At 68.7% G+C, this 24,318-nt stretch carries 22 protein-coding genes and 1 tRNA gene; 6 read left to right on the top strand and 17 right to left on the bottom strand.

The window, feature by feature from the left end:
• Positions 1-40: 40 nt before the first annotated feature.
• The 4 genes from ACFWY6_RS19985 to ACFWY6_RS20000 all read right to left on the bottom strand — a co-directional run bounded on the left by ACFWY6_RS19985 (position 41) and on the right by ACFWY6_RS20000 (position 4,965).
• Positions 41-1,498, bottom strand: coding sequence for a GH1 family beta-glucosidase (locus tag ACFWY6_RS19985; protein ID WP_384691983.1), 1,458 nt, complete (start codon positions 1,496-1,498; stop codon positions 41-43).
• 179 nt (positions 1,499-1,677) lie between these two features.
• Entirely contained in the window at positions 1,678-2,568 is an 891-nt protein-coding gene (locus tag ACFWY6_RS19990; protein ID WP_384692037.1) for a carbohydrate ABC transporter permease, read from the bottom strand.
• 27 nt (positions 2,569-2,595) lie between these two features.
• Positions 2,596-3,624: a carbohydrate ABC transporter permease gene (locus ACFWY6_RS19995; protein WP_266866689.1), complete on the bottom strand. Its 1,029-nt coding sequence runs from the start codon at positions 3,622-3,624 to the stop codon at positions 2,596-2,598.
• A 6-nt stretch (positions 3,625-3,630) separates the two neighbouring features.
• Positions 3,631-4,965 (bottom strand): ABC transporter substrate-binding protein, encoded by a 1,335-nt coding sequence (locus ACFWY6_RS20000; RefSeq protein ID WP_384691986.1) that lies wholly within the window; start codon positions 4,963-4,965, stop codon positions 3,631-3,633.
• 267 nt (positions 4,966-5,232) lie between these two features.
• On the opposite strand from ACFWY6_RS20000, the gene ACFWY6_RS20005 reads away from it, so the two are divergent.
• From ACFWY6_RS20005 to ACFWY6_RS20015, 3 genes are all read left to right on the top strand, one after another.
• Positions 5,233-6,288, top strand: a complete 1,056-nt coding sequence (locus ACFWY6_RS20005) for a LacI family DNA-binding transcriptional regulator (RefSeq protein ID WP_384691989.1) — start codon at positions 5,233-5,235, stop codon at positions 6,286-6,288.
• Positions 6,289-6,325: 37 nt separating this feature from the next.
• Positions 6,326-6,520, top strand: coding sequence for a hypothetical protein (locus tag ACFWY6_RS20010; RefSeq protein WP_384691992.1), 195 nt, complete (start codon positions 6,326-6,328; stop codon positions 6,518-6,520).
• Positions 6,521-6,610: 90 nt separating this feature from the next.
• Entirely contained in the window at positions 6,611-6,976 is a 366-nt protein-coding gene (locus tag ACFWY6_RS20015) for a cupin domain-containing protein (protein ID WP_384691995.1), read from the top strand.
• 68 nt (positions 6,977-7,044) lie between these two features.
• Here the strand turns inward: ACFWY6_RS20015 and ACFWY6_RS20020 are convergent.
• From ACFWY6_RS20020 to ACFWY6_RS20035, 4 genes are all read right to left on the bottom strand, one after another.
• A tRNA-His gene (locus ACFWY6_RS20020) sits at positions 7,045-7,117 on the bottom strand.
• Between the two features lie 111 nt (positions 7,118-7,228).
• Positions 7,229-7,831 (bottom strand): oligoribonuclease, encoded by a 603-nt coding sequence (gene orn, locus ACFWY6_RS20025; protein WP_266866695.1) that lies wholly within the window; start codon positions 7,829-7,831, stop codon positions 7,229-7,231.
• Positions 7,832-7,841: 10 nt separating this feature from the next.
• Positions 7,842-9,080, bottom strand: a complete 1,239-nt coding sequence (locus ACFWY6_RS20030; protein ID WP_384691999.1) for a GlxA family transcriptional regulator — start codon at positions 9,078-9,080, stop codon at positions 7,842-7,844.
• A 423-nt stretch (positions 9,081-9,503) separates the two neighbouring features.
• The gene (locus ACFWY6_RS20035) at positions 9,504-9,737 is read right to left on the bottom strand and encodes a hypothetical protein (protein ID WP_266869790.1); all 234 of its coding nucleotides are present in this window, start codon (positions 9,735-9,737) and stop codon (positions 9,504-9,506) included.
• Positions 9,738-10,287: 550 nt separating this feature from the next.
• Between ACFWY6_RS20035 and ACFWY6_RS20040 the strand changes: the two genes are divergently transcribed.
• The gene (locus tag ACFWY6_RS20040) at positions 10,288-10,812 is read left to right on the top strand and encodes a universal stress protein (protein ID WP_135333169.1); all 525 of its coding nucleotides are present in this window, start codon (positions 10,288-10,290) and stop codon (positions 10,810-10,812) included.
• 164 nt (positions 10,813-10,976) lie between these two features.
• On the top strand, positions 10,977-11,552 hold the full coding sequence (locus tag ACFWY6_RS20045) for a GPR1/FUN34/YaaH family transporter (RefSeq protein ID WP_384692002.1): 576 nt from the start codon (positions 10,977-10,979) through the stop codon (positions 11,550-11,552).
• Positions 11,553-11,705: 153 nt separating this feature from the next.
• Here ACFWY6_RS20045 and glmS read toward each other — a convergent pair whose 3' ends face one another.
• The 3 genes from glmS to ACFWY6_RS20060 form a co-directional block, all read right to left on the bottom strand.
• Positions 11,706-13,523 carry a glutamine--fructose-6-phosphate transaminase (isomerizing) gene (gene glmS / locus ACFWY6_RS20050; protein ID WP_384692005.1) on the bottom strand — a complete coding sequence of 606 codons (1,818 nt, stop codon included), beginning with the start codon at positions 13,521-13,523 and terminating at the stop codon, positions 11,706-11,708.
• 46 nt (positions 13,524-13,569) lie between these two features.
• Positions 13,570-13,827, bottom strand: coding sequence for a hypothetical protein (locus ACFWY6_RS20055; RefSeq protein WP_266866703.1), 258 nt, complete (start codon positions 13,825-13,827; stop codon positions 13,570-13,572).
• A gap of 119 nt (positions 13,828-13,946) precedes the next feature.
• The gene (locus ACFWY6_RS20060; RefSeq protein WP_384692008.1) at positions 13,947-14,840 is read right to left on the bottom strand and encodes a DUF4429 domain-containing protein; all 894 of its coding nucleotides are present in this window, start codon (positions 14,838-14,840) and stop codon (positions 13,947-13,949) included.
• A 157-nt stretch (positions 14,841-14,997) separates the two neighbouring features.
• On the opposite strand from ACFWY6_RS20060, the gene ACFWY6_RS20065 reads away from it, so the two are divergent.
• Positions 14,998-16,608: a beta-N-acetylhexosaminidase gene (locus tag ACFWY6_RS20065; protein ID WP_384692011.1), complete on the top strand. Its 1,611-nt coding sequence runs from the start codon at positions 14,998-15,000 to the stop codon at positions 16,606-16,608.
• Positions 16,609-16,695: 87 nt separating this feature from the next.
• Here ACFWY6_RS20065 and ACFWY6_RS20070 read toward each other — a convergent pair whose 3' ends face one another.
• From ACFWY6_RS20070 to ACFWY6_RS20095, 6 genes are all read right to left on the bottom strand, one after another.
• A complete protein-coding gene (locus ACFWY6_RS20070; protein ID WP_384692014.1) occupies positions 16,696-18,462 on the bottom strand; it encodes an IucA/IucC family protein in 1,767 nt (588 codons plus the stop codon).
• Complete coding sequence (locus tag ACFWY6_RS20075) at positions 18,459-19,013, bottom strand: GNAT family N-acetyltransferase (RefSeq protein ID WP_384692016.1); 555 nt, start codon at positions 19,011-19,013, stop codon at positions 18,459-18,461. Before ACFWY6_RS20075 ends, ACFWY6_RS20070 begins: the two co-directional genes overlap by 4 nt.
• A complete protein-coding gene (locus tag ACFWY6_RS20080; protein WP_384692018.1) occupies positions 19,010-20,305 on the bottom strand; it encodes a lysine N(6)-hydroxylase/L-ornithine N(5)-oxygenase family protein in 1,296 nt (431 codons plus the stop codon). Before ACFWY6_RS20080 ends, ACFWY6_RS20075 begins: the two co-directional genes overlap by 4 nt.
• The gene (locus ACFWY6_RS20085; RefSeq protein ID WP_384692020.1) at positions 20,289-21,737 is read right to left on the bottom strand and encodes a pyridoxal phosphate-dependent decarboxylase family protein; all 1,449 of its coding nucleotides are present in this window, start codon (positions 21,735-21,737) and stop codon (positions 20,289-20,291) included. The genes ACFWY6_RS20080 and ACFWY6_RS20085 overlap by 17 nt, the downstream gene beginning before the upstream one ends.
• 184 nt (positions 21,738-21,921) lie before the next feature.
• A complete protein-coding gene (locus ACFWY6_RS20090) occupies positions 21,922-22,959 on the bottom strand; it encodes an ABC transporter substrate-binding protein (protein WP_384692023.1) in 1,038 nt (345 codons plus the stop codon).
• 198 nt (positions 22,960-23,157) lie between these two features.
• Entirely contained in the window at positions 23,158-24,312 is a 1,155-nt protein-coding gene (locus ACFWY6_RS20095) for an acyl-CoA dehydrogenase family protein (protein WP_384692025.1), read from the bottom strand.
• Between the last annotated feature and the right edge of the window lie 6 nt (positions 24,313-24,318).

The raw sequence follows: 24,318 nt of genomic DNA on the forward strand, positions 1-24,318 counted from the left end.
GCATCCCCCACCCGGTCGAGGCGCCCTCTCTTGGGTCCGGTCAGTCGGCGACGTACTCCCGTGGCAGCTCGCCGCTCGCGGCGAGCTTCGCGTACCAGTGGGCGCTCGACTTCGGGGTGCGGGCCTGCGTCTCGTAGTCGACGTGGACCGCGCCGAACCGCTTGCTGTAGCCGTACGCCCATTCGAAGTTGTCGAGCAGCGACCAGAGGAAGTAGCCGCGTACGTCCGCGCCCGCGAGGATCGCGTGGTGCACGGCCGCGATGTGGGAGTGCAGATAGCGGACCCGGTCGGGGTCGTGGACCTGGCCGTCCTCGCCGGGCTTGTCGTCGTACGCGGCGCCGTTTTCCGTCACGTAAAGCGGAACCCCGGGCGCTTGAGCGGTGTACTCAAGGAGAAGGTCCGTGAGGCCGGTCGGATCCACCGGCCAGTCCATCGCGGTGAGTTCACCGGGCGCCCGGTGGAAGGAGACATGCTCGTCGGCGCCCGGCCAGGGGGAGTGCTCGCTGGCCCCGTGGCCGTCCTTGCGCGGGCCGGCGGCGGCGTCTTCTTCGGTGGCGGCCGAGACGACGGCGGGCGAGTAGTAGTTGATGCCGAGAAAGTCGAGGGGGTGCCGGGTGATGCGCAGATCGTCGTCCTGGACGAAGGACCAGTCGGTGAGGCGTGCGGTGTCGGCGACCAGATCGTCGTCGTACGTTCCTCGGAGCATGGGCCCGGTGAAGACGCGGTTGGCCAGCGCGTCGATCCGGCGCCGCGCGTCGAGATCGCCGGCCGACGCGGTGAGCGGGCGCACCGCGCTCGGGTTGAGACTGACGCCGATGCGGGCGCGGGCGGGCAGCTGCTCGCGCAGTGCCTGGGCGCCGAGACCGTGCGCGAGGTTGAGATGGTGAGCCGCGCGCAGGGCGGCCACGGGGTCGGTGCGGCCAGGGGCATGCACCCCCGAGCCATAGCCGAGGAAGGCGCTGCACCAGGGCTCGTTGAGCGTCGACCACATCTCCACGCGGTCACCGAGCGCCTCGCCCACGATCCCGGCGTACTCGGCGAAGCGGTACGCGGTGTCGCGCTCCGGCCAGCCGCCGCCCGCCGCGGAGCCGCTGGGGAAGGCGTCCTCCAGCTCCTGCGGGAGGTCCCAGTGGTAGAGGGTGACCATCGGCCGGATGCCGTGGGAGAGCAGTTCGTCGACCAGGGCGCGATAGAAGTCGAGCCCGCGCTGGACGGCGGGCCCGCGCCCGGTGGGCTGCACGCGCGGCCACGAGACGGAGAAGCGGTACGAGGTCAGGCCCAGGTCCACCATCAGCCGTACGTCGTCGCGCCACCGGTGGTAGTGGTCGACGGCGACGTCCCCGGTGTCCCCGCCGAGCACCTTGCCCGGCGTATGGCTGAAGGTGTCCCAGATGGAGGGGGTGCGGCCGTCCTCCCGCGCGGCCCCCTCGATCTGATACGCGGCGGTGGCGGCGCCCCACAGAAAGCCGGGCGGAAAGCGCAGGTTCTCAGATGTCATAGGAGCGCTCCCAAGGGTTGTACGGGAAGGGGAAAGGGGGAGTTGAAGGGGGGAAAGTGAACGGGCGGATGGGTAGCGCCCCGAAGGGGCGCGGGGCTGTGACATGTGCGGCTCCGCCGCGTGGGCGCGACCAGCCACGGCGCACCCGCACTTCGCCAGTAGCCAGGCCCCGGGGCCAGTTACCCCTTGACCGCGCCCTGCATGATCCCGCCCACGATCTGCTTGCCGAACAGCACGAACGCGATCAGCAGCGGCAGCGTGCCGAGCAGCGCGCCCGCCATGATCACGGACTGGTCCGGGATCTGCCCGCGGCCCAGGCCGGCCAGGGCGACCTGCACGGTGGGCTGGCCCTCCTGGGTCAGGGCGATGATCGGCCAGAAGAAGTCGTTCCAGGCCATGACGAACGTCAGCATGCCCAGGACCGCCATCGCCGGGCGCGCGGCCGGGAAGACCACGTGCCAGATCACCCGCAGACTGCTCGCCCCGTCCACCCGTGCGGCCTCGATGAGTTCGGTGGGCAGCGCCTCCTTGAGGTACTGCCGCATGAAGAACACGCCGAAGGCGCTGACCAGGGTGGGCAGGATGACGGACTGCAGCTGGTCGGTCCAGCCGAGATCCGCCACGACCATGAAGAGGGGGACGACGCTGAGCTGGGGCGGCACCATCATCGTGCCGATCACCAGGAGCAGCAGAGTGTTGCGGAACCGGAAGCGGAGCTTGGCGAAGGCGAAGCCCGCGAGGGTGGCGAAGAGCACCGTGCCGACGGTGATGGTGCCGGCCACCACGAGGGTGTTGAGCAGGGCCGTGCCCATATTGGCGTCGGTCCAGGCGATCTCCAGGTTCTTGAAGAGATTGCCGCCGAACCAGAAGGGAGGGGGAGTCTCGGCGAGCCGGGTGTTGTTGCGCGATGCGGCGATCGCGGTCCACACCAGCGGGAAGAGCGAGCCGATGGTGAAGACGATCAGCACGGCGTACGTCAGCTTGCCGCCGTGCAGATGGCGGCCGGCGCCCCGCTTCTTCGCGTTCTTCGCGCCCGGCTCCGGCGGCGTACCCGGCTTGCGGGACCGCATGGACAGAGTGGTCGTCACGTCATCCCCTCACGCGCTCTTGCGGATCCGGCGGCTGATGGCCCAGTTGACGAGGCCGATCAGCACGAGAATCAGGAACATCGTCCAGGCGATGGCCGACGAACGGCCCAGGTGCTGGTTGAACCAGCCCTGCTCGTAGAGATAGAGGCCCAGGGTCTGGAACTGGTGGTCGGAGCCGCCGGTGGGGCTCGCGCCCTGGCTGAACAACAGCGGCTCACCGAAGAGTTGGGTCGCCCCGATGGTCGAGACGACACAGGTGAACAGGATCGTCGGCCGCAGCGAAGGGATCGTGACGTGCAGGAACTGCTGCCAGCGGCTCGCGCCGTCCAGCGCGGCCGACTCGTACAGATCGTTCGGGATGGCCTGCATCGCGGCGAGATAGATCAGCGCGTTGTAGCCGGTCCAGCGCCAGATGACGATGGAGGAGACGGCCAACTGCGCGGTCCAGTCGCCGTTCTGCCAGTCGACCGCGTCGACCCCCACGAGCCCGAGCGCCCAGTTGATCATGCCGTGGTCGGTGCGGCTGAACATCAGGACGAAGACCAGCGTCGCGGCGGCCACCGATGTGGCGTACGGCGTGAGGATCGCGACGCGGAAGAACATCGAGCCGCGCAGGCGGTAGTTGAGGAGGTGTGCGAGGCCCAGTGCCATGAGCAGCTGCGGCACGGTCGAGATGAGGCCGATGGTGAAGGTGTTGCGCAGCGCGTTCCAGAAGAACTCGTCATCGATGAGGCGCGAGAAGTTGCGCAGCCCCACCCATTCCATGTCCGTGGGCGTCCCCAGCTCCACGCGGTGCAGCGAGGCCCACCCCGTATAGAGCAGCGGAAAGAGCCCGAAGGCGATGAAGAAGAGGAAGAACGGCGCGATCAGCGCGTAGGGACTCCATTTGACGTCCCAGCGGTAGCGGCGGCTGCGGCGTTCCCTCTTCCGTTCCCTGCGGCGCTCGTCGGCGGGGTCGGTCAGGGCGACGGCCCGTGCGCGGGGGGCCGCGCCCTCCTCCCGCTCGGAGGGCGCGGCGGCGTGTGCGTCACTGGTCATTCCGGCTCACTGGTCCAGTGCGTTGTCGATCGTCTTCACGGCTTTGTCCCAGGCCTTGTCGGGGGCGGTTCCCTTCTGGTCGATGCCGAGCATTCCGGTGTCGGCCAGGTACTGGGAGATGATTCCGTCCTTGGGGCCGATGGGCTGGACCGGCACGCCCTCGGCCGCCTTGGAGAAGATCTGGCCCACGGGCGCGTTGCCGAAGTAGGGGTTCTTGGCGTCCTTCACCTCGGGCAGGGCGTACGCGGCGTCGGCGCTGGGGAAGCTGGCCCGCTCGTCGAAGAGCTTGGCGAGCTGCTTGGGCTCGGTCAGCCAGGCCGCGAGCTTGGCCGCCTCCTCCTTGTTCTTGCCCGCTTCGGGTACGGCGAGGAAGGAGCCGCCCCAGTTGCCGGGCCTGGGCGAGGCGGCGACGTCCCACTTGTCCTCGCCCTTGTCGCCGGCCTTGTCCTTGATGTAGCCGAGCATCCAGGGCGGGCAAGTGATGGTGGCGAAGGCGCCGTTGGAGATCGCCTGGTCCCAACTGGGCTGGAACTGCTGGAGCTTGCTGGTAAGGCCCGCCTCGGCGAACTGGGCGGCGATGTCCCAGCCCTCCTTCACCGTGGCGCTGTCCTTGTAGATCAGCTCCCCGTCCTTGTCGTAGAACTTCTCCTTGCCGGAGGCGTGCACGGCGGCCATCACGCCGGTCGCACCGTCCACGAAGGAGGTGCCCTTGGGCGCCTTCTTCTGGTAGCGCTTGCCGACGTCGAGGTACTTGTTCCAGTCACCCGCCCACAGCTTGGCCACGTCCTCGCGGTCGCTGGGCAGGCCGGCCTTCTCGAAGAGGTCCTTGCGGTAGCAGATACCGGTCGGTCCGACGTCGGTGCCGAGGCCGATCGTCTTGCCGTCGTCGGTGGTGCCCTGCTGCCACTTCCAGTCCAGGAAGTCGCTCTCGTCCACTCCGGCGACCTTGCCGAGGTCCATCAGCTTGTCGGAGTGGGTCCCGGTCAGCTCGGCGATGTTGCCCACCTCGACGGCCTGGATGTCGGAGAGGCCGCTGCCGCTGCTGAGATGGGTGAGCAGCGCGGGCCAGTAGTTCTCGTTGCGCTGCACGGAGTTCTGCTTGATCTTGATATCCGGGTGGAGTTTCTCGTACTCCTTGTAGAGCCCGGCCTCCTCCAGACCGAAAGCCCCGAAGACTCCGACGGTCAGCGTGGTCTTGCCCTCGCCGCCTCCGCCGCCTCCGCCCGAGGAGCCGCCGGGCTCCTCCTTGTCCTCGGCGCAGCCGGCAAGCAGCCCGGCGCCCAGTGCGGCGACGGCCGCGAGGACCACCGCCTTGCGGGACGTGCGAGGTGAAAAGCGCATTGCGTCCTCCTCGTGCTCCGACGTGCCGGCCGCCCTTGGTCAACTGCGGTGCGTGGAGTGTGAATCGGGGCAGGGTACGTGCGGGTCGTGTAAGAGCCAGGTACGGTGGGAGCGCTCCCATGTGTGATGTCTTGAAGAGTCGCGGCTCGGCCCGGGGGTGTCAAGGCACCCGACGGCGGGAGTTGGTCCTTCCGTGGCGGAAGCCGTAGATGTGTGCGACCTGCAACCATGGCCGGCTGTTAGATTGCGCGAGGTGGGGAGGCATTGATGGGGAGTCGTCAGCCCAAGAGCCGCAGCGGGGGACGTCCGACGCTCGAAGAGGTGGCCGCGCGTGCCGGTGTCGGCCGCGGCACCGTGTCCCGCGTGATCAACGGCTCGCCGCGGGTCAGCGAGCACACCCGCGTCGCCGTCGAGGAGGCGGTGGCCGAGCTCGGCTACGTACCGAACACGGCGGCCCGCGCGCTGGCCGCCAACCGCACGGACTCGATCGCGGTGGTCGTCCCCGAGCCGGAGTCGCGCTTCTTCGCCGAGCCCTACTTCTCCGACATCATCCACGGCGTGGGCGCGGCCCTCGCCGACACGGAGATGCAGCTCCTGCTGACCTTCGCGGGCGGCGACCGGGAGCGCAGACGCCTGGCCCAGTACTTGGCCGCGCACCGCGTGGACGGCGTACTCCTCGTCTCGGTCCACGCGGACGACCCGCTGCCGGACCTCCTGGAACAGCTGGAGATCCCGGCCGTGATCAGCGGCCGCAGGTCCGCCGACGAGACGCTCGCCTCGGTCGACTCCGACAACTTCGCCGGCGCCCGCGAGGCGGTGCAGCACCTCCTGTCCCGCGGCCGCCGCACCATCGCGACGATCACCGGCCGCCTCGACGTGTACGGCGCCCAGCGCCGCCTCGACGGCTACCGCGACGCTCTGACGGAGGCGGGCACGCCGCCCGACGAGGACCTGATCGCCCCCGCCGACTTCACCGAGGAGGGCGGCCGCCGCGCGATGACCGAGCTGCTCGACCGCAGGCCGGACCTGGACGCGGTCTTCGCCGGCTCCGACGTGATGGCGGCGGGCGCCCGCCAGATCCTGCGCACCGCCGGCCGCCGCATACCGGAGGACGTGGCCCTGGTCGGCTTCGACGACTCGGCGATCGCCCGCCATATGGACCCGCCCCTGACGAGCGTGCGCCAGCCGATCGCGGAGATGGGCCGCACGATGACGGACGTACTCCTCGCGGAGATATCCGACCGCCGCCCCGCAGCCTCCCGCCGCCTGGACCGCCCGCAGATCGTCCTGCGCACGGAACTGGTGCCACGAGCCTCGTCCTGAGGCGCCTTTACGCATACGTACGCATACGAATACGGGGATGGAGACCATGGCCGTTGTGGTGTTGCTCGGAGTCCTGGCGCTGGCAGTCGGCGGATGCGTCTGTGTGGTGTGGGCGGAGCGCGGCGGGCCCCGCTGGGTCCGCGGAGTGGCCGCGGTGACGCGCTTCGCGGGCGAGCTGGTGAGCAGCTCGGGAAAGAGCGGGAGCACGAGCCGGTCGTCCGGCGGCGACTAGACCAGTCCCCCAAGTGGCGTCCCCCGGTTGGCAGGCAGACCATGGAATGTAGGGGGAGTGTGGGGCACGGCCCGAATGGAGGCAGTCGTCATGATCGAGGTCAAGGCGGTCGAGAAGCCGGACGAGCGGCGCGATTTCCCCCGCGGCCATCTCGAAGCCGTCCATCTCACAGGGCTCGACTTCGCCGTGGGTACTTTTGAGCCCGGCTGGCGCTGGTCCGAGTCCGTGGCGCCGATCGCGGGGACCAAGAGCTGCGAGATCCACCACAACGGCTATGTCGTCGAGGGGCGGATGCACATCCGCATGGAGGACGGAGGCGAGGCCGAAGTCGGACCGGGCGATGTCTTCGTGGTCCCGCCCGGACATGACGCATGGGTCGTGGGTGAAGAACCATGCGTCGTGTACGACTTCGCGGGAGCCATGGCACAGGAGTACGCGAAGGCGGCGGAGGGATAGCCGTCCCCAAAGATCAGGACATGAAGAAGGCCCGACCCGCTTTCGCGGATCGGGCCTTGATCATTCAGGGTGAGTGACGGGACTTGAACCCGCGGCCACCTGGACCACAACCAGGTGCTCTACCAACTGAGCTACACCCACCATGTCCGGTCTTTTGTCGTTCTTCCGACCGGCCGAGAAAAAGTGTACAGGGTCCGAAGGGGTGCTCGCGCACACGTTTTCCGGACCCCGTACACAGGGCCGCCGCTGAGGTTACTCCGCGGGCAGGACGTGCTTGGCCGCGATCGTCTTCGCGGTGTCCGAGTCCGGGCCGGGCTGGGGCACGAAGATCGCCTCGCGGTAGTAGCGCAGCTCGGCGATGGACTCGCGGATGTCGGCGAGTGCCCGGTGGTTGCCGTTCTTGTCCGGGCTGTTGAAGTACGCCCGGGGGTACCAGCGCCGGGCGAGTTCCTTGATCGAGGAGACGTCGACGATGCGGTAGTGGAGAAACTCCTCCAGCGTCTGCATGTCGCGCAGCAGGAAGCCCCGGTCGGTGCCGACCGAGTTCCCGCAGAGCGGAGCCTTGCGCGGCTCCTTGACGTGCTCACGTACGTACGCCAGGACCTGCTCCTCGGCGTCGGCCAGCGTGGTGCCGCCGGCCAGTTCGTCGAGGAGCCCCGAGGTGGTGTGCATTTTGCGCACCACCTCGGGCATGGTCTCCAGCGCCGCGTCCGGCGGGCGGATCACGATGTCCACACCTTCGCCGAGCACGTTCAGTTCCGAGTCGGTGACCAGTGCGGCCACCTCAATAAGTGCGTCATCCGTCAGCGAGAGCCCGGTCATCTCGCAGTCGATCCACACCATGCGATCGTTCATGCGTCTTACCCTACGGCGCACTCCTCTGCCCGGGCAGTGGCGGACGGCCTGGCGCGTACACATCTGAGCTCGGCTTTCCCGGATCCGCCGACAGTGAGGCCGTCGGTCCCAGGGCGCTCGCCGCCGCCGTACGCCGTGTCTGCGCCGGTACGGGACCGCTCTCGACGACAGCGGCGGGCACCGCCTGCGCGGCTGCCGCGGCCGCGGCAGCCTCCAGGGACCGCTCACCCTGCGGCCTGCGGGCGCGGTAGGCGGCCCGGTAGGCGGCGGGCGACGAGCCCAGCTGGCGCCGGAAGTGACCCCGCAGTGCCACCGGCGAACGGAAGCCGCAGCGGCCCGCGACCTCGTCGACGGAGTAGTCGGAGGTCTCGAGCAGCCGCTGCGCCTGCAGTACGCGCTGAGTGATCAGCCACTGCAGGGGAGCGCTCCCGGTGAGCGAGCGGAACCTGCGGTCGAAGGTGCGCCTGCTCATGTACGCGCGCGCGGCCAGCGTCTCCACGTCGAACTGCTCGTGGAGATGTTCCAGCGCCCAGGCGACGACCTCGGCGAGCGGGTCGGCGCCGATCTCCTCTGGTAAAGACCTGTCGAGATAGCGCTCCTGGCCGCCGGCCCTGCGCGGTGGCACGACGAGCCTGCGGGCGAGCGCGCCCGCCGCCTCGTTGCCGTGGTCGGTGCGCACGATGTGCAGGCACAGATCGATCCCGGCCGCGGTCCCGGCGCTGGTCAGCACGTCGCCGTCGTCGACGAAGAGCTCGCGCGGGTCCACATGGACGGACGGATATCGCTTGGCCAGCGTCGGCGCGTACATCCAGTGCGTGGTCGCCGGGCGGCCGTCGAGCAGTCCCGCCGCGGCGAGCACGAACGCACCGGTGCACAGGCCCACGATGCGCGCGCCCTCTTCGTGCGCGCGGCGCAGCGCGTCGAGCGCCTCCGGCGGCGGCGGTGATGTGATCGACCGCCAGGCCGGTACGACGACGGTGCCTGCCCGCCCGATCGCTTCCAGGCCATGCGGTGCGGTGAGTTCGAGACCGCCGGTCGTGCGCAGCGGTCCCTCTTCACCGGCGCAGACCAGCAGCCGATACCGCGGGACCCCGGCGTCCTGCCGGTCGATGCCGAACACGGAGAGCGGTATCGAGCTCTCGAAAATGGGGCCCCCGCTGAACAACAGCACCGCGACGATCTCCCGGCGGCGCCGCCCGGAGAGTTTCCGAGCCGCGGCTTCTTGCACGGCAGTGGAGTCGTGGCTCATGGCGCTAAGCCCCCCTCGGTCGTCGCGGCTCCCTGTTCTTGGCGCGCTCTGCGTGTTCTGTGTTCTCGGCGCTCTTGTCGGACCTGTCGCTCCTGCACGTTTCCCCTCGGTCCTCCACCAGTCCCCCGCCGTAATACAGTCATGATCGAATCTACTGCGTCCCGTGGTGCCGGGGTGACCAGTTAAGGACCCGGCACTATGTCGACATGGCAACTTGGCGTGAAGCATTCGATCACGAAGCGTTGCACTCACGGGCGTTGCAGGGAAGTGCGCCTCGGCTCCGTGGCCGGTCCCCGTAGGGTGCCAGCGCCTTTTTCACACCTTTCAGCCCTGGTGGGACCGGGGTTGAGTACCCGTTCGGCCAAGGAATGCGCGCCCGCCGGAAGTTGGCTGAAAAGCTACGGGCGCGTGTGCGCGAATCGGTCAGTCCCCCGGCGTGGACCCACCAGCATGCCGACCGCCCCTGTGCGCCCCCGCGCCCGTCCGTCCATGCCGCCCCCGGTGGGCACATCCCTGCTCGGCGATCAGCCGCGCGGCCCCTCGCTCGGACTGCCGCAGGAGCACCCGGCAGACCCCCGTCACGGCGGCGAGTCCGATGGCCGCCCCGGCCGCCCCGGCCAGCGACGTCCCGTACCCCACAAGGACGACGGGCACCAGGACGCAGCTGAACGCGGCCCAGCGGACGACATCGCTCGCCGAGTCCTGCGCCGGAGCGGACGGCGTCTCCTGGGCGCGCGGCGCCGGCGCGCCGCCTCGCCGGCGCTCGCGCGCCCCATCGGGCGTGCGACGGCGGCTCTGTGCGACGGGTGAGGACGCGGTCGGCGGTCGTGGCACGGCGTGCTCCCTGTGGCGGTGGCGTTCAGAGGTTCAACGCGTGGCCGCGCGGCCGGTCACTGGCGTGAAACGGGGGCCACGCGGGTGGGCGCCCAAACCGCCTGTACGAGGCAGCAACCATTGCCATACGGGCGCCGCTCATGCATGCTCCGGTGAACGCCGTGAGGCTCCCGCAGGGCCTGTCGAAGGCTCTGGGCAGGAGAGGAGTGTCGCCGTACCCTTAGGGGTATGGGGTTGGGAAGATGATTCCCGGACACAGCTCCGGTGCTCGTCGCAGCTCACCACCCGTCCCTGCCCGAACTTGTTCCATACTGCGCCGTACGACCCGAACAGAGCCGACCCTCCCACAGAGGACTCCTTCGCCGAGACACCCATGGCCGGTCACGAATTCTCCGAACCCGCGGACCGCAAGCGGCAGGTCGCCGATCCGACAGCGACCCCCCAGGCGGCGGAAGAACCACGTCACTCCTGCGATCCAGCCTTCCGGCACGGGGTCGTCGTCGGTTTCGACGGCTCGACCTCCAGTGAGCGCGCGCTCTCGTACGCGATCGGGATGGCCCATCGCTCCGGCTCGGGCCTGATCATCGTGCACGTCGCCAACCGGCTGCCCACCACGGTGTGGGCGGGCTGTGAGCCGCCGGTCTTCGTCGATGTGCCGGACCATCGCACGGAAGTGCTCGGGCTCGAGCTGGCCTGTGCGGACTATCTGGCCGAAGTGCCCTGGATCCTCGTCGAGCGGGGCGGCGACATCTGTCACGAACTCGAAGAGGTGGGCCGCGAATACTCCGCGGACGCGATCGTCGTCGGATCGACGCACGGCATCGTGGGGCGCATCTTCGGTTCGGTCGCGGGCCGGCTCGCGCGCCGCGCGCAACGGCCTGTCGTCGTCATTCCGTAACGTCTCGTCGTCCCAGGTGAGATGAGAGCGACGGTGCGTCAACTTCCTTCCTCTTTCCCTCTGTTGTAGATAAATCTACTCGCGCGTAGAGGTGGTTTGTGCCCTTGTGAAGGGTACGTACAGGTGGCACAACAACTGCACACCGCACCTGAAGGGAGCCCGCCGTGGACAAAGACGTCTCTGCGGGAAGTACCACCTCGACTCTCGGCCATCTCGCCCTGGGGCTCACGCTGTTGGCCTTCGGGATCGGTCACACCGAAGTGATCGACGGGGTGACGGCGCTGGACGCCGCCGTCCTCGCGACGTTCGTAGGCGGCGTCGCGCTCTTCGTCGCCGGCCTGTTCGCGTTCCGTGACAGCGACGCGTTCACCGGTACGGCCTTCGCCGCGCTCGGCGCGCTCTGGTTCACCTGGGGCCTCACGGCGGACGTCAAGGCCTCCGCCAACGCCGCGGGCCTCTTCCTGCTGCTCTTCGCGCTCGTCACGCTCAGCCTGACCCTGGGGGCGCCCGGTGGCGCGGCGCTCGCGCGGGGGACGTACGGGCTGCTCTTCGTGGCCCTCGTGCTGATCGCGGTGGCGCGGTTCGGCGACAGCGCGGGACTCGCGAAGGCGGGCGGCTGGTTCGCCGCGGTCGGCGGCCTGCTCGCCTGGTACGCCGCGACGGCGGCCTTTGCCCACTGGCCCACAGCTCTCCCGGGGCGCGGGCGGCCTGCCGGCCAGGGAGTGACGGCTACCGGCTGAGGCAGGCCCGGGCTGGGGGAATGGGCGCCTCTGGCCCTCTGGGAACGGGCTCCCTGCGCTTGGTGGCACGCAGGGGGCCCGTTCCGTTTTCTGTCAGGTGCTGGTTCGTGGGGGCTTGTCGCGCAGCTCCCCGCGCCCCTTACGGGGCCCGGATTACTCCACCGTGACCGACTTCGCCAGGTTGCGCGGCTTGTCGATGTCGCGGCCGAGCGCCAACGCCGTGTGGTAGGCGAGGAGTTGGAGCGGGATGCCCATCAGGATCGGGTCGAGCTCGTCCTCGTTCTTCGGGACGACGATCGTCTGGTCGGCCTTCTCCTGCTCCTGGTGGGCGACCGCGAGGATCTTGCCGCTGCGGGCCTTGATCTCCTCCAGGGCGGCGCGGTTTTTCTCCAGGAGGTCGTCGTTCGGGACGATCGCGACCGTGGGGAGCGCGGGCTCGATGAGGGCGAGCGGGCCGTGCTTCAGCTCCGATGCCGGGTAGGCCTCGGCGTGGATGTACGAGACCTCCTTGAGCTTCAGGGACGCCTCGCGGGCGACCGGGTAGCCGCGTACGCGTCCGATGAAGAGCATCGAGCGGGCTTCCGCGTAGCCCTTCGCGATCTTCTTGATCTCTTCCTCCTGCTTGAGGATCTCCGAGATCTGGCCGGGCAGCTTGCGCAGGCCCTCGATGATCCGCTTGCCGTCGGAGACCGACAGGTCACGGATGCGGCCCAGGTGCAGGGCGAGCAGGGCGAAGGCGACCGTGGTGTTCGTGAAGCACTTGGTCGATACGACGCAGACCTCCGGGCCCGCGTGGACGTACACGCCCGCGTCGGCCTCACGGGCGATCGCGGAGCCGACGACGTTCACGACGCCCAGGACGCGGGCGCCCTTGCGCTTCAGCTCCTGGACGGCGGCGAGCACGTCGTACGTCTCGCCGGACTGGGAGACGGCGATGTAGAGGGTGTCGGGGTCCACGACCGGGTTGCGGTAGCGGAACTCGGACGCCGGCTCCGCGTCGGCGGGGATGCGGGCCAGCTCCTCGATCATCTGGGCGCCGATCATGCCCGCGTGGTACGAGGTGCCGCAGCCGAGGATCTTGACGCGGCGCACCTTGCGGGCGTCGTGCGCGTCCAGGTTCAGGCCGCCCAGGTGCACGGTGGAGAAGCGGTCGTCGATGCGGCCGCGCAGGACGCGGTCGACCGCGTCGGGCTGCTCGAAGATCTCCTTGTGCATGTACGTGTCGTGGCCGCCCATGTCGTACGACTCGGCCTCCCACTCCACGGTGGTCGGCGAGGCGGTCGTGCGCGAGCCCTCGGTCGTGTACGTGCGGTAGTCGTCGGCCTTGATGGTGGCCATCTCGCCGTCGTCGAGGGTGACGACCTGGCGGGTGTGCGAGACGAGGGCGGCGACGTCCGAGGCGACGAACATCTCCTTCTCGCCGATGCCGAGGACGACCGGCGAGCCGTTGCGGGCGACCACGATGCGGTCGTTGAAGTCGGCGTGCAGGACGGCGATGCCGTACGTGCCCTCGACGTGCCGCAGGGCCTCGCGGACCTTGTCCTCCAGCTTGTCCGCCTGGGCGCGGGCGATGAGGTGGGTGAGGACCTCGGTGTCCGTCTCGGAGAGGAACTCGACGCCGTCGGCGGTGAGCTTGGCGCGCAGCTCGGAGGCGTTGTCGATGATGCCGTTGTGGACGACGGCGACCTTGTTGTCGCCCGACATGTGCGGGTGGGCGTTCTCGTCGGACGGGGCGCCGTGGGTGGCCCAGCGGGTGTGGGCGATGCCGGTCGTGCCCTTGAAGCGGGCCGGGACCTTGGCCTCCAGGTCGCGGACGCGGCCCTTGGCCTTGACCATCTTCAGGCCGCTGGCCTTGGGGCCCGTGATGACGACGCCGGCGGAGTCGTAGCCGCGGTACTCCAGGCGCTGCAGGCCTTCGAGGAGGAGGGGAGCCACGTCACGCTTGCCGATATAACCGACGATTCCACACATAGAGGGTGTCCTAGCCGTAGAGGGTTGTGGTGTGCAGGGCTGGTTCTCAGCCGTAGATCATGCGGCGCAGCTGTCTGAGACTGAGCTCGGGCGGCGCGACCGCGCGGTACTCGAGGTCCGCCGAGATCTGCTCGAAGATCGCCGCGTTCAGCAGGCCCTGACCTTGCAGTTCGCGGTGGCGGCGACGGACGAACTCTTCGGTCGTCTCGTCGAAGTAGGCGAGCACGTCCTGGATGACCCGCAGGGCTTCGCCCCGCTGGAGCGGGGTGCTGCGGGTCAGGTGGTCCACCAGGTCGTCGTGCATTCGTTGATCCTGGAGGAATAGGCCTCCGGGCGCAACAATCCTGCCCGATTCCGGGCAGAGTCGTGGCGAAAACCGGCCCCGACGGCTCACGGACAGCTCATAGACGGCTCACAGACGGCTTACATCCGCTTCAGGACCGCCTGCTTGGCGAGGGAGAACTCGTCGTCCGTGAGTATCCCGGACTGATGAAGCTCCCCCAGCTCGCGGAGCCGCCGCAGCAGCGCGTCATGATCGTCCCCGGACGCTTCCGGGGGTGCCGCCGACGGGGCCGCCGCCAGCGCGGGCGCGGCCTGGACCTCGCCCGGGGCGGGCCCGGAGGGATGCGGCAACCGCACCTGCACGGCCGCAGCGACCAGCGCCATCAGCGGATCCTTCTTGAAACCCCACAGCTCGACCGAGTTCGGGTCGTATTTCGGCGGAGCCTTGGTGGGGGAGTGCCGCACGGTGAAGCGGAGGTACCCGTTCTCCAGGCCGACCGCCGGCTGCCACTCGACGGCGGCCACATCGGCGAGCGCCAGCGAGCGCGTGCCCGATGCCGACTTCGCCTCCTCCGTCTTCCAGTTCCACTCCAGGCGGATGTGCTCACCGTCGAAGCTGGCGGTGCCGTCACCCGCGGAGACCGACAGCGGCACGGAAGGACCCGGCAGCAGATAGCTCTCGCAGGACGCGGCCGGCACCTGTTCGAGCAGCAGTGCGTTGCGCACCTCGTCGACGAGGTACTCCGCGACCCCGTACCGGTCCGGCTCCACCGCCAGCTGATAGGGGTCGGCGGCGTCCCCGAGTTTGCCCCCGGTGGCCTGCAGCAGCGGGTCCGCGCCGTCCCGCAGGCGCAGCCTCAGTCGGCCCGACTTCTTGCCCTGCTCGAAGGCGATTCCCGCCAACGCGGCCAAGGGGACGGCCAGTTCCCCCAGTGACTTGCGCAGCAGGGACACGTTCTTGTCGCGTCCCGGCACAAGGCGCAGCGTCTCTCCGTCGAAGGTCCAGGTCCCGTCGCGCTGGATGATTTCCGCCATGGGAGGATTCTTCCATCGGCGGGCGGCGGAAGTGGTCTACACCCTTGACCCGTCACGGGGCGCAAGGTACCCATGGTGACCGTTCAATCAAGCCGTACCAGTGATGCACCACAGTGAGGCGCCACCCGTGACGTAGCCCCGTCGAAGGGACCCGCTTGTGAGAGAGCACCACAGATCGACCCGCCTGTTCGGCTCGCTGCTGCTCGTCGCCGCGGCCGGACTCTCGTCGGTGGCCGCCGTGCCGTCCGGTCAGGAGGCAGCCACGACCCCGGCCCCGACCCCGCTCGGCCAGGTGATCCCGGCGCCCGCGTCGGCCGTCCCCGGCGGATCGGCGTACGAGATCAACTCCAAGACCCGCATCCGGGTCGACGACTCGCGTGACGCCCGGCGGATCGGCGGCTATCTCGCGGACGTCCTGCGTCCCTCCACCGGCTACGCGCTCAAGGTCACCGACGGCGAAGGCCGCGACGGCATCCGCCTTCGGCTCTCCGCCAAGGACAAGTCCCTTGGCGACGAGGGCTACCGCCTCGAATCCAGGCGCGGTTCCGTCACCATCACCGCCCGCAAGGCCGCCGGGCTCTTCTACGGCGTGCAGACGCTGCGCCAGCAGCTTCCCGCGGCCGCCGAGAAGAAGACGAAGCAGGCGGGGCCCTGGCTGGTCGCCGGTGGCACCATCGAGGACAAGCCGCGCTACGAGTACCGCGGCGCGATGCTCGACGTGTCGCGGCACTTCTTCTCCGTCGACAAGGTCAAGCGCTACATCGACCAGATGTCGCTCTACAAGGTCAACAAGCTGCATCTGCACCTGAGCGACGACCAGGGCTGGCGCATCGCCATCGACTCCTGGCCCAAGCTCGCCGAGTACGGCGGCTCCACACAGGTCGGCGGCGGCAAGGGCGGCTACTACACCAAGGCCCAGTACAAGGAGATCATCGAGTACGCCTCATCGCGTCAGCTCGAAGTGATCCCCGAGATCGACATGCCGGGCCACACGAACGCCGCGCTCGCCTCGTACGCCGAACTGAACTGCAACGGCGTGGCGCCCCCGCTCTACACCGGCACCGAGGTCGGCTTCAGCTCGCTGTGCGTGAAGAAGGACGTGACGTACGACTTCGTGGACGACGTGATCCGCGAGCTCGCCGCCATGACACCCGGCAAGTACATCCACATCGGCGGCGACGAGGCGCACTCCACCAGCCACGAGGACTACGTGGCGTTCATGAACAAGGTCCAGCCGGTGGTCGCCAAGTACGGGAAGACCGTGATCGGCTGGCACCAGCTGACCGGTGCGACCCCCGCGAAGGGCGCGCTCGCGCAGTACTGGGGCTACGACGCGACCAGTGCCGCCGAGCGCGAGCAGGTCGCGAACGCGGCGAAGAACGGCACCAAGCTGGTCCTCTCGCCGGCCGACCGCGCCTACCTGGACATGAAGTACAACAAGGACACCCCGCTCGGCCTGGCCTGGGCGGGCTATGTCGAGGTGCAGCGCAGCTACGACTGGGACCCGGGCACGTATCTGACGGGCGCGCCCGCGGACTCGATCCAGGGTGTCGAGGCGCCGCTGTGGTCGGAGACGATCTGGGAGTCGAAGCACATCGAGTACATGGCGTTCCCGCGGCTTCCCGGCATCGCCGAGCTCGGCTGGTCGCCCGCGTCGACGCACGACTGGGACAAGTACAAGGTGCGGCTCGCCGGACAGGGGCCGCGCTGGGACGCGATGGGCATGGACTACTACAAGTCGCCTCAGGTGCCTTGGCCGTCCACGTAGCCATCTGCGTACGTATATGAGTGGGGCTCCCAAGGACCGTCTTGGGAGCCCCACTCGGCTTATGAGGGAGATTATGAGGGAGAACGCTTACGCGATCGGGTTCTTCAGCGTCCCGATCAGCTGCAGCGCGCCCGCCGGGTCGGCGAGGTCGACCATCTGCTCGTTGTCCCGCAGCTGCAGCCGGTTCAGGCAGGACCGGGCGAACTCGGGGGCGAACAGGTCGTACTGCTTGAACTTGTCGGCCAGTTGGGGCGTCGCCTCCTGGTAGGTGGTGACGCACTCGGCGACCGCGGCCCAGAAGCCCTCCTCGTCGATCAGGCCCTCCGTGACGAGGTTCGCCGACAGGAAGCGGAAGAAGCAGTCGAAGACGTCCGTGAAGATCGACAGGAGTTTCTGGCCCTCGGGGACCTCGACGCGCAGCCGCTCGACCGTCGGCGGAAGCACCGCGTCCGGGTCCATGACCGCGATCTCCTCGGCGATGTCCTTGAAGATCGCCCGCTGTACGACGCCGTCCTTCAGGACCAGGATCACGTTCTCGCCGTGCGGCATGAAGACCAGGTCGTACGCGTAGAAGCTGTGAAGCAGCGGCGTCAGATAGGCGTGCAGATAGCCGCGCAGCCACTCGGCCGGGGTGAGTCCGGAGCGCTCGATGAGGGCGCCCGCGAAGGACGCGCCGTCCCGGTCGGTGTGCAACAGCGAGGCCATGGTGGCCAGTTGCTCGCCCTCGGCGAGTGACGGCACGGGGCTCTCGCGCCACAGGGCGGCGAGCATCTTGCGGTAGGGGGAGTAGCGGTCGGTCGCGGCCTCGTACTCCAGGTGGCGATAGCCGACGGCGGCGCGCTCGCGGATGATCGTGAGGCCGGTGGACTTCAGGGTCTCGTCGGTGTCGATGAGGTTCGCGAGCCAGTCGTTGATCGCCGGGGTCGCCTCCATGTACGCCGCCGAGAGGCCGCGCATGAAGCCCATGTTGATGACGGAGAGCGCCGTCTTCACATAGTGCTTGGCGGGTTCGGTGGAGTTGAAGAAGGTACGGATCGACTGCTGGGCCAGATACTCGTCGCCGCCCTCGCCCAGGCACACCAGGCGCCGCTGGGCGACCTCGGCCGCGAAGGTCACCGACAGTTTGTTCCACCACTGCCAGGGGTGGGCCGGGATGAGGAGGTAGTCGTCGGGGTCCAGGCCCTGGTCGCGGAGTTTCCGGTCGAAGCGGTCCAGGGTCTCCTGGCCCAGCTCGGCCCGCAGGAACGACTCGTACTCAAGGCCTGCGCCCGCCGTGAAGGCCGCGCGCTCCTTGCTCGCCGCGAGCCACACCAGGCGTACGGGGCTCGCGGTCTCGGGAGCGTACGAGAGGTACTCGTGCACGCCGAAGCCGAGCCGGCCGTTGTTCGCGACGAAGCAGGGGTGGCCCTCGGTCATGCCCGTCTCGATCTCCTGGAAGCCGGAGCGGGAGAGCTCGGCGGCCGGGATCGCGGGCTTGGTCAGTTTGTAGCAGGTGCCGGAGAGGGTGGAGGAGATCTCCTCCAGGTAGACCGGCAGGATCTCGTCGCTCAGGCCGAGTGCGGTACGCAGCTCGACGAAGAACTCCAGGGCGTCCAGGGGGAGTTCGGTGCCGTCACGGTGGCGGGTGATCGAGTCGGCGTCGATGTGCCAGTGGTCGAGCCGCAGGCGGCGGGCGCTGAACCGGTAGCGGGTCAGGGCGTCGTCGCTGCGGATGACGAATGTGTCGTCGCCCAGCGGCTCCGGCGTGAACAGCCGCTCGTGGGAGAACTCGGCGATGGCCTTGCGGATGAGGAGGCGGTTGGCCTGCTCCCAGCGCTCGGGGGTCAGGTGCGCCACGGCGTCGGACAGGGTCATATCGCCAACTCCCTTTCACTTACTGCTGTTTCGAATTGCTCGCGGGTGCAGAAGCTCAGCAGGGCTTCCTTCTCCGGCTTCTGGATGACGTGCGCGGGAGTGAACCCGACGGCTTCGTTGAGGGCGTGCACCGCCTTGTTGCGTACGTCGGGTTCGACCACGACGCGTTGGGTGGCGGGGTCGGCGAAGAGCGTCGCCATCACCTTGGTGATCACGGCGCGGGTGAAGCCGGGCACCCGGACGTCGGACGGTGCGGTGAGGAAGTGCATGCCCACATCGCCGGGTCGGGGCTCGTAAAGACCCACGAGTTCGACGTGCGCGGGGTCGTAGCGCTCCATCAGGAACGCGGGCACGCCGTCGTGCAGGCCGAGGAACGCGTCGTGGTGCTCGGCGGCCGCGATCGCCATGTACTCGCGCTCGACGTCCGGGAGCGTCGCGTCCTGCATCATCCAGAACGCGGCCTTGGGGTGGGTGACCCAGCCGTGCAGGAGCTCGGCGTCGGTGAGGGGGTCGAGGGGGCGGAGGGTCAGCTCTCCTGTGGTGGCGCTCATACGGCGAACTCCTGGAAGGCGATGGACTTCTCGACGGGGTAGTACTCGCAGCCGAGCAGCTCGCCGATGATGTAGGCGTTGCGGTAGGGGCCCATGCCCAGGTCGGGGCTGGTGAGCGAGTGGGCGTGCACGGCGCCGTTCTGCAGGAAGATGCCGCGCCCCGTGGTGTCGATGGAGTAGTTGCGGGCGACCTCGTAGCGGCCCCGGCCGTCCCAGCGGATCCGGTCGCGCACCGGCTCCAGGAAGTCCGGCATGACGTACTGGTAGCCGGTGGCGAGGATCAGTCCCTCCGAGCTCAGCTCGAAGTCCTTGCCCTGCTCCTCCTGGCGCAGCCCGAGGGTGTAGCTGCCGTTCTCATGACGGGCGCTGTGCAGCGCCGAGTTGGTGAGCAGGCGGGTGGGGACCGGGCCGCCGATGTTCTTCTGGTAGAGCAGGTCGAAGATCTCGTTGATGAGGTCGCCGTCGATGCCCTTGAAGAGGGTCTTCTGCTGGTCCTGCAGGCGGTAGCGGGTCTCTTCCGGCAGTGCGTGGAAGTAGTCGACGTACTCCGGAGACGTCATCTCCAGCGTCAGCTTGGTGTATTCGAGCGGGAAGAAGCGCGGGGAGCGGGTGACCCAGTTGAGCTGGTAGCCGTGTACGTCGATCTCGCTCAGGAGGTCCTGGTAGATCTCGGCGGCGGACTGGCCGCTGCCGACGAGCGTGATCGACTTCTTCCGCTGCAGCTCCTGCTTGGCCTGCAGATAGCGGGAGTTGTGGATGAAGTCGCCGCCGAGGTGCCGGCAGGGCTCGGGGATGTGCGGCGGGGTGCCGGTGCCGAGGACGAGGTGGCGGGCCCGGAAGGTGTCGCCGGTTTCGGTACGGACGACGTACAGCTCGTTCTCGTCCTCGTACGTCACCTCGGTCACCGTCGTGTTGAAACGGATCGACGAGAGTTTCGCGGCCGCCCAGCGGCAGTAGTCGTTGTACTCGGTCCGCAGCGGGTAGAAGTTCTCGCGGATGTAGAAGGAGTACAACCGCCCCGATTCCTTCAGGTAGTTGAGGAAGGAGTAGGGGGACGTGGGGTCCGCGAGGGTGACCAGGTCGGACATGAACGGGGTCTGGAGGTGGGCGCCGTCGAGGAACATGCCCGAGTGCCACTCGAAGTCCGGCTTGGACTCCAGGAACAGGCCGTTCAGCTCGTCGACGGGCTCGGTCAGACAGGCGAGGCCGAGGTTGAAGGGGCCGAGCCCGATGCCGATGAAGTCCAGGGTTTCCCGGTGATCGGGAAGCGCGTTTTCAGGAAGCGCGGTCAAGGGTCTCTCCCAGGTACTGCTCGGCGTGGCCGGCGATCAGATCGAGGACGGCCGAGATGTCGTCGGCCGTGGTCTCGGGGTTGAGCAGGGTGAACTTGAGGTACTGGCGGTCGCCCACCTTGGTGCCCGCCACGACGGCGTCACCGGAGGCGAACAGGGCCTTGCGGGCGTACAGGTTGGCCCGGTCGATGGCCGACGGGTCGCAGATCGACCCGGGGATGTAGCGGAAGACGAGCGTGGAGAGCTGGGGCTCGACGACCACGTCGTAGCGGGGGTCGGCGGCAAGGAGCTTCCAGCCCTGCTCCGCGAGGGCGCACACCTCGTCGAAGAGGTCGCCGATCGCGTCCGCGCCCATCACGCGCAGCGTCATCCACAGCTTCAGGGCGTCGAAGCGGCGCGTCGTCTGCAGGGACTTGTCCACCTGGTTGGGGATGCGCTCCTGCACCATGCGGCGCGGGTTGAGGTACTCCGCGTGGTACGTCGCGTGGCTCAGCGTCGCGCCGTCCCGCACCAGGACGGCGGACGAACTCACCGGCTGGAAGAAGGACTTGTGGTAGTCGACGGTGACGGAGTCGGCGTGCTCGATGCCGTCGATCAGGTACCGGTTCTTGCGCGAGGCGAGCAGACCGCAGCCGTACGCCGCGTCGACGTGCAGCCAGGTCCCGTACTGCTCGCAGAGCCCGGCGATCTCGGGCAGCGGGTCGATGGAACCGAAGTCGGTGGTGCCGGCGGTGGCGACGACCGCCATGGGGGAGAGGTCGTCGCGGCGGCAGCGCTCCAGCTCGCGGGCGAGGGCCACGGTCTGCATGCGCTTGTTCTGGTCGGTGGGGATGGAGACGACCGCGTCCTGGCCGAGGCCGAGCAGCGTGGCGGCTTTCTGGACGCTGAAGTGGCCGACCTCGGAGGCGAAGATGCGAAGGCGGTCGACGGGCTTTCCGGCCTTCGCCGCCTCCTCGCGGGCGAGCAGCAGGGCCTGCAGATTGGACTGGGTGCCGCCGCTGGTGAACACGCCGTCGGCGGCCGGGCCGAGCCCGATGCGCTCCGTGGTCCAGTCGATGAGGCGGCGCTCGATGAGCGTGCCGCCCGCGGACTGGTCCCAGGTGTCGAGCGAGGAGTTGACCGCGGAGAGCACGGCCTCGCCCAGGACGGCGGGGATGACGACCGGGCAGTTGAGGTGGGCGAGATAGCGCGGGTGGTGGAAGTACACGGCGTCGCGCAGGTAGAGCTCGTCGAGCTCGTCCAGGGCGGCGATCGTGTCGTGCAGGGGCTCGTCCAGGTCGACGGCCTCGATGCGGGGCGCGAGCGCGTCGACGGAGATCCCGGTGAACGGGCGGGAGGTGGTGGCGATTCTGGCCGCCACCCGCTCGACTCCCTCGGTCACGGAGCTGCGGTAACGCTCCGCGGTGGTGTCGTTGAGCAGGTGCGAGCGCATGAACGGTCCTCTGGGTGAGGTGGTTTGGGGAAGTGAGGTAAGCCTAACCTAACTTCCTGTCTCGTTGAACCCAGGGGGTATCTCCCGTCACGTGGAGGCGGAAAAACGGAGCCGCCCCCTCCGTGACGCGTGGAGAGGGCAGCTCTGTGTTCTTGACGGGTCTTTGTTCTGGCGGGGCGTCGGCTCAGCTGACCTTCTTCGCCTTCTCGATCGCGTCGGCGAGGTCCTCGAGGATCGGGGCGCACTTGGCGTACGAGTAAATGGGCTCGGTGACGCGCGGGATGACCTGCCCGGCCTTGACCGCGGGCAGCTTCGCCCAGGTCGGCTTGTCGATGTCGGCGGGCTGGATGGTGGCGGTGCGGTTGTCCATCATGATCACGTCCGCGGCGTGCTTGTTGACGTTCTCCCAGCTCAGGTTCTCGAACCAGCCGCCGCTCGCCTTCTTGGCGGCCTCGGTCGGCTCGACGAAGTTCACGCCGAGGGACTTGAAGTACTCCAGGTCGGCGGAGAGGTTCGTGCCGGAGACGTAGAAGATGTCCTGGCTCGCCGAGCCGACAAGGACCTTGATGTCCTTGTTCGCCTTGGCGACCTTGCGCAGCCGCTCGGCCGCGGCCTCGAAGCGCTTCTTCGCCTTGACGACCTTGTCGGCCTTCACGTCGGCGCCCAGCGACTCGGCGAGCGCGAGCAGGCGCTGCAGGGGCTCGGTCATCTTGCGGTCGAACACGCTGATGCCGGCGCTCGGGGCGAGCTTGAGGATCTTGTCCTTGCTCTCCTCGGGGACGGACCAGAGGGTGCCCGCGTCGTCGAACATCGTGGAGACGAGGAGGTCGGGGGCGAGGCCCGCGTACTTCTCGATGTTGAACTTGCCCCACTCGTTGCCGAGGATCGTCAGCTTGCTGATGTCCATGTCGCCGGCCTGGACGTCGGGCTTGCCGTCCTTGGTCTTCGTCGGGCCGAAGACGCCCTTGACCTCGATGCCGTAGTCGAAGAGGGCGGCGGCGACGCCGGTGAAGGCGACGATGTTCTTCGGCGTGGACTTGCTCTTGGCGGTCGTGCCGCGGTCGTCCTTGAAGCTCCAGGGCCCGGAGTCCGAGGCGTCCGCCTTGCCCGAACCACCCTTTTTGTCATCGCCGCAGGCTGCCAGCAGGGCCGTGAGGCCAAGGGCACCGCCGGCGGCGAGTATGCCGCGACGGGAGGGCTGAGGGAGGCGGGCGTGGGACATGAGGGTCTCTGCTTTCGTGAGGACGGCGAAGGGGCCACTGGCCGGAACTAGCGCTTAGGTTAACCTAACCTAAGGTGATGTCCAGTGGCCCCTGGCGCCTGCCCTCGGGGGACCGGTCCTACTCGGTTCCGGTCGGTTCCAGTTGGTCCTGGTCGGTCCTGGTCGGTCCCGGCCGATCTCGGTCGGTCCTGGTCGGTCCTAGGCGGTGAAGCCCAACTCCCGGGCGATCAGCATCCGCTGCACCTCGCTCGTCCCCTCCCCGATCTCCAGGATCTTGGAGTCGCGCCACATCCGGGCCACCGGGTACTCATTCATGAAGCCGTACCCGCCGTGAATCTGCGTGGCCTCACGCGCGTTGTCGACGGCGACCGTCGACGAGTACAGCTTCGCGATCGCCGCCTCCTTCTTGAACGGCTCCCCGCTCACCAGGCGCGACGCCGCGTCCCGCCAGCCGACCCGCGCCATGTGCGCCCGCGTCTCCATGTCGGCGATCTTGAACTGGATCGCCTGGTTCGCCCCGATCGGCTTCCCGAAGGCGTGCCGCTCCTTGGCGTACTTCACGGACTCGTCGACACAGCCCTGCGCGAGGCCCGTGGCGAGCGCGGAGATCGCGATCCGGCCCTCGTCCAGGATCCGCAGGAACTGGGCGTAGCCGCGGCCCTCCTCGCCGAGCAGGTTCGCCGCGGGGACCCGGACGTCGGAGAAGGCCAGCTCACGGGTGTCCGAGGCGTTCCACCCCACTTTCGAGTACGGGGCGGCCACCGTGAAGCCGGGTGTCCCGGACGGCACGATGATCGCGGAGATCAGCGGCCGGCCGTCCGGCTTGCGGCCGGTGACGGCGGTGACGGTGACCAGACCCGTGATGTCCGTACCGGAGTTGGTGATGAAGCACTTGGAGCCGTTGATCACCCACTCGTCGCCCTCGCGCACCGCGGTGGTCCGCGTGCCGCCCGCGTCCGAGCCGCCGTCCGGCTCGGTCAGGCCGAAGGCGCCGAGCAGTTCACCGGAGCAGAGCCGGGGCAGCCACTCGCGCTTCTGCTCCTCCGTACCGAAGAGGTGGATCGGCATCGCGCCCAGCGAGACGCCCGCCTCCAGGGTGATCGCCACCGAGGAGTCGACCCGCGCCAGCTCCTCCAGGGCGATGCCGAGGGCGAGATAGTCGCCGCCCATCCCGCCGTACTCCTCGGGGAAGGGGAGTCCGAACAGGCCCATGCGGCCCATCTCGCGGACGATCTCGTAGGGGAACTCATGGCGTTCGTAGAGGTCGCCGATCTTCGGGGCGACGACGTCGTGCGCGAACTCCTCGACGGTGCGGCGGAGTTCCTCGTGCTCGGGGGACAGACGGTGGTCCATCGTTCT

Origin of the sequence: Streptomyces sp. NPDC059037, from assembly GCF_042740015.1 — a bacterium.
Taxonomy (GTDB): Bacteria; Actinomycetota; Actinomycetes; order Streptomycetales; family Streptomycetaceae; genus Streptomyces.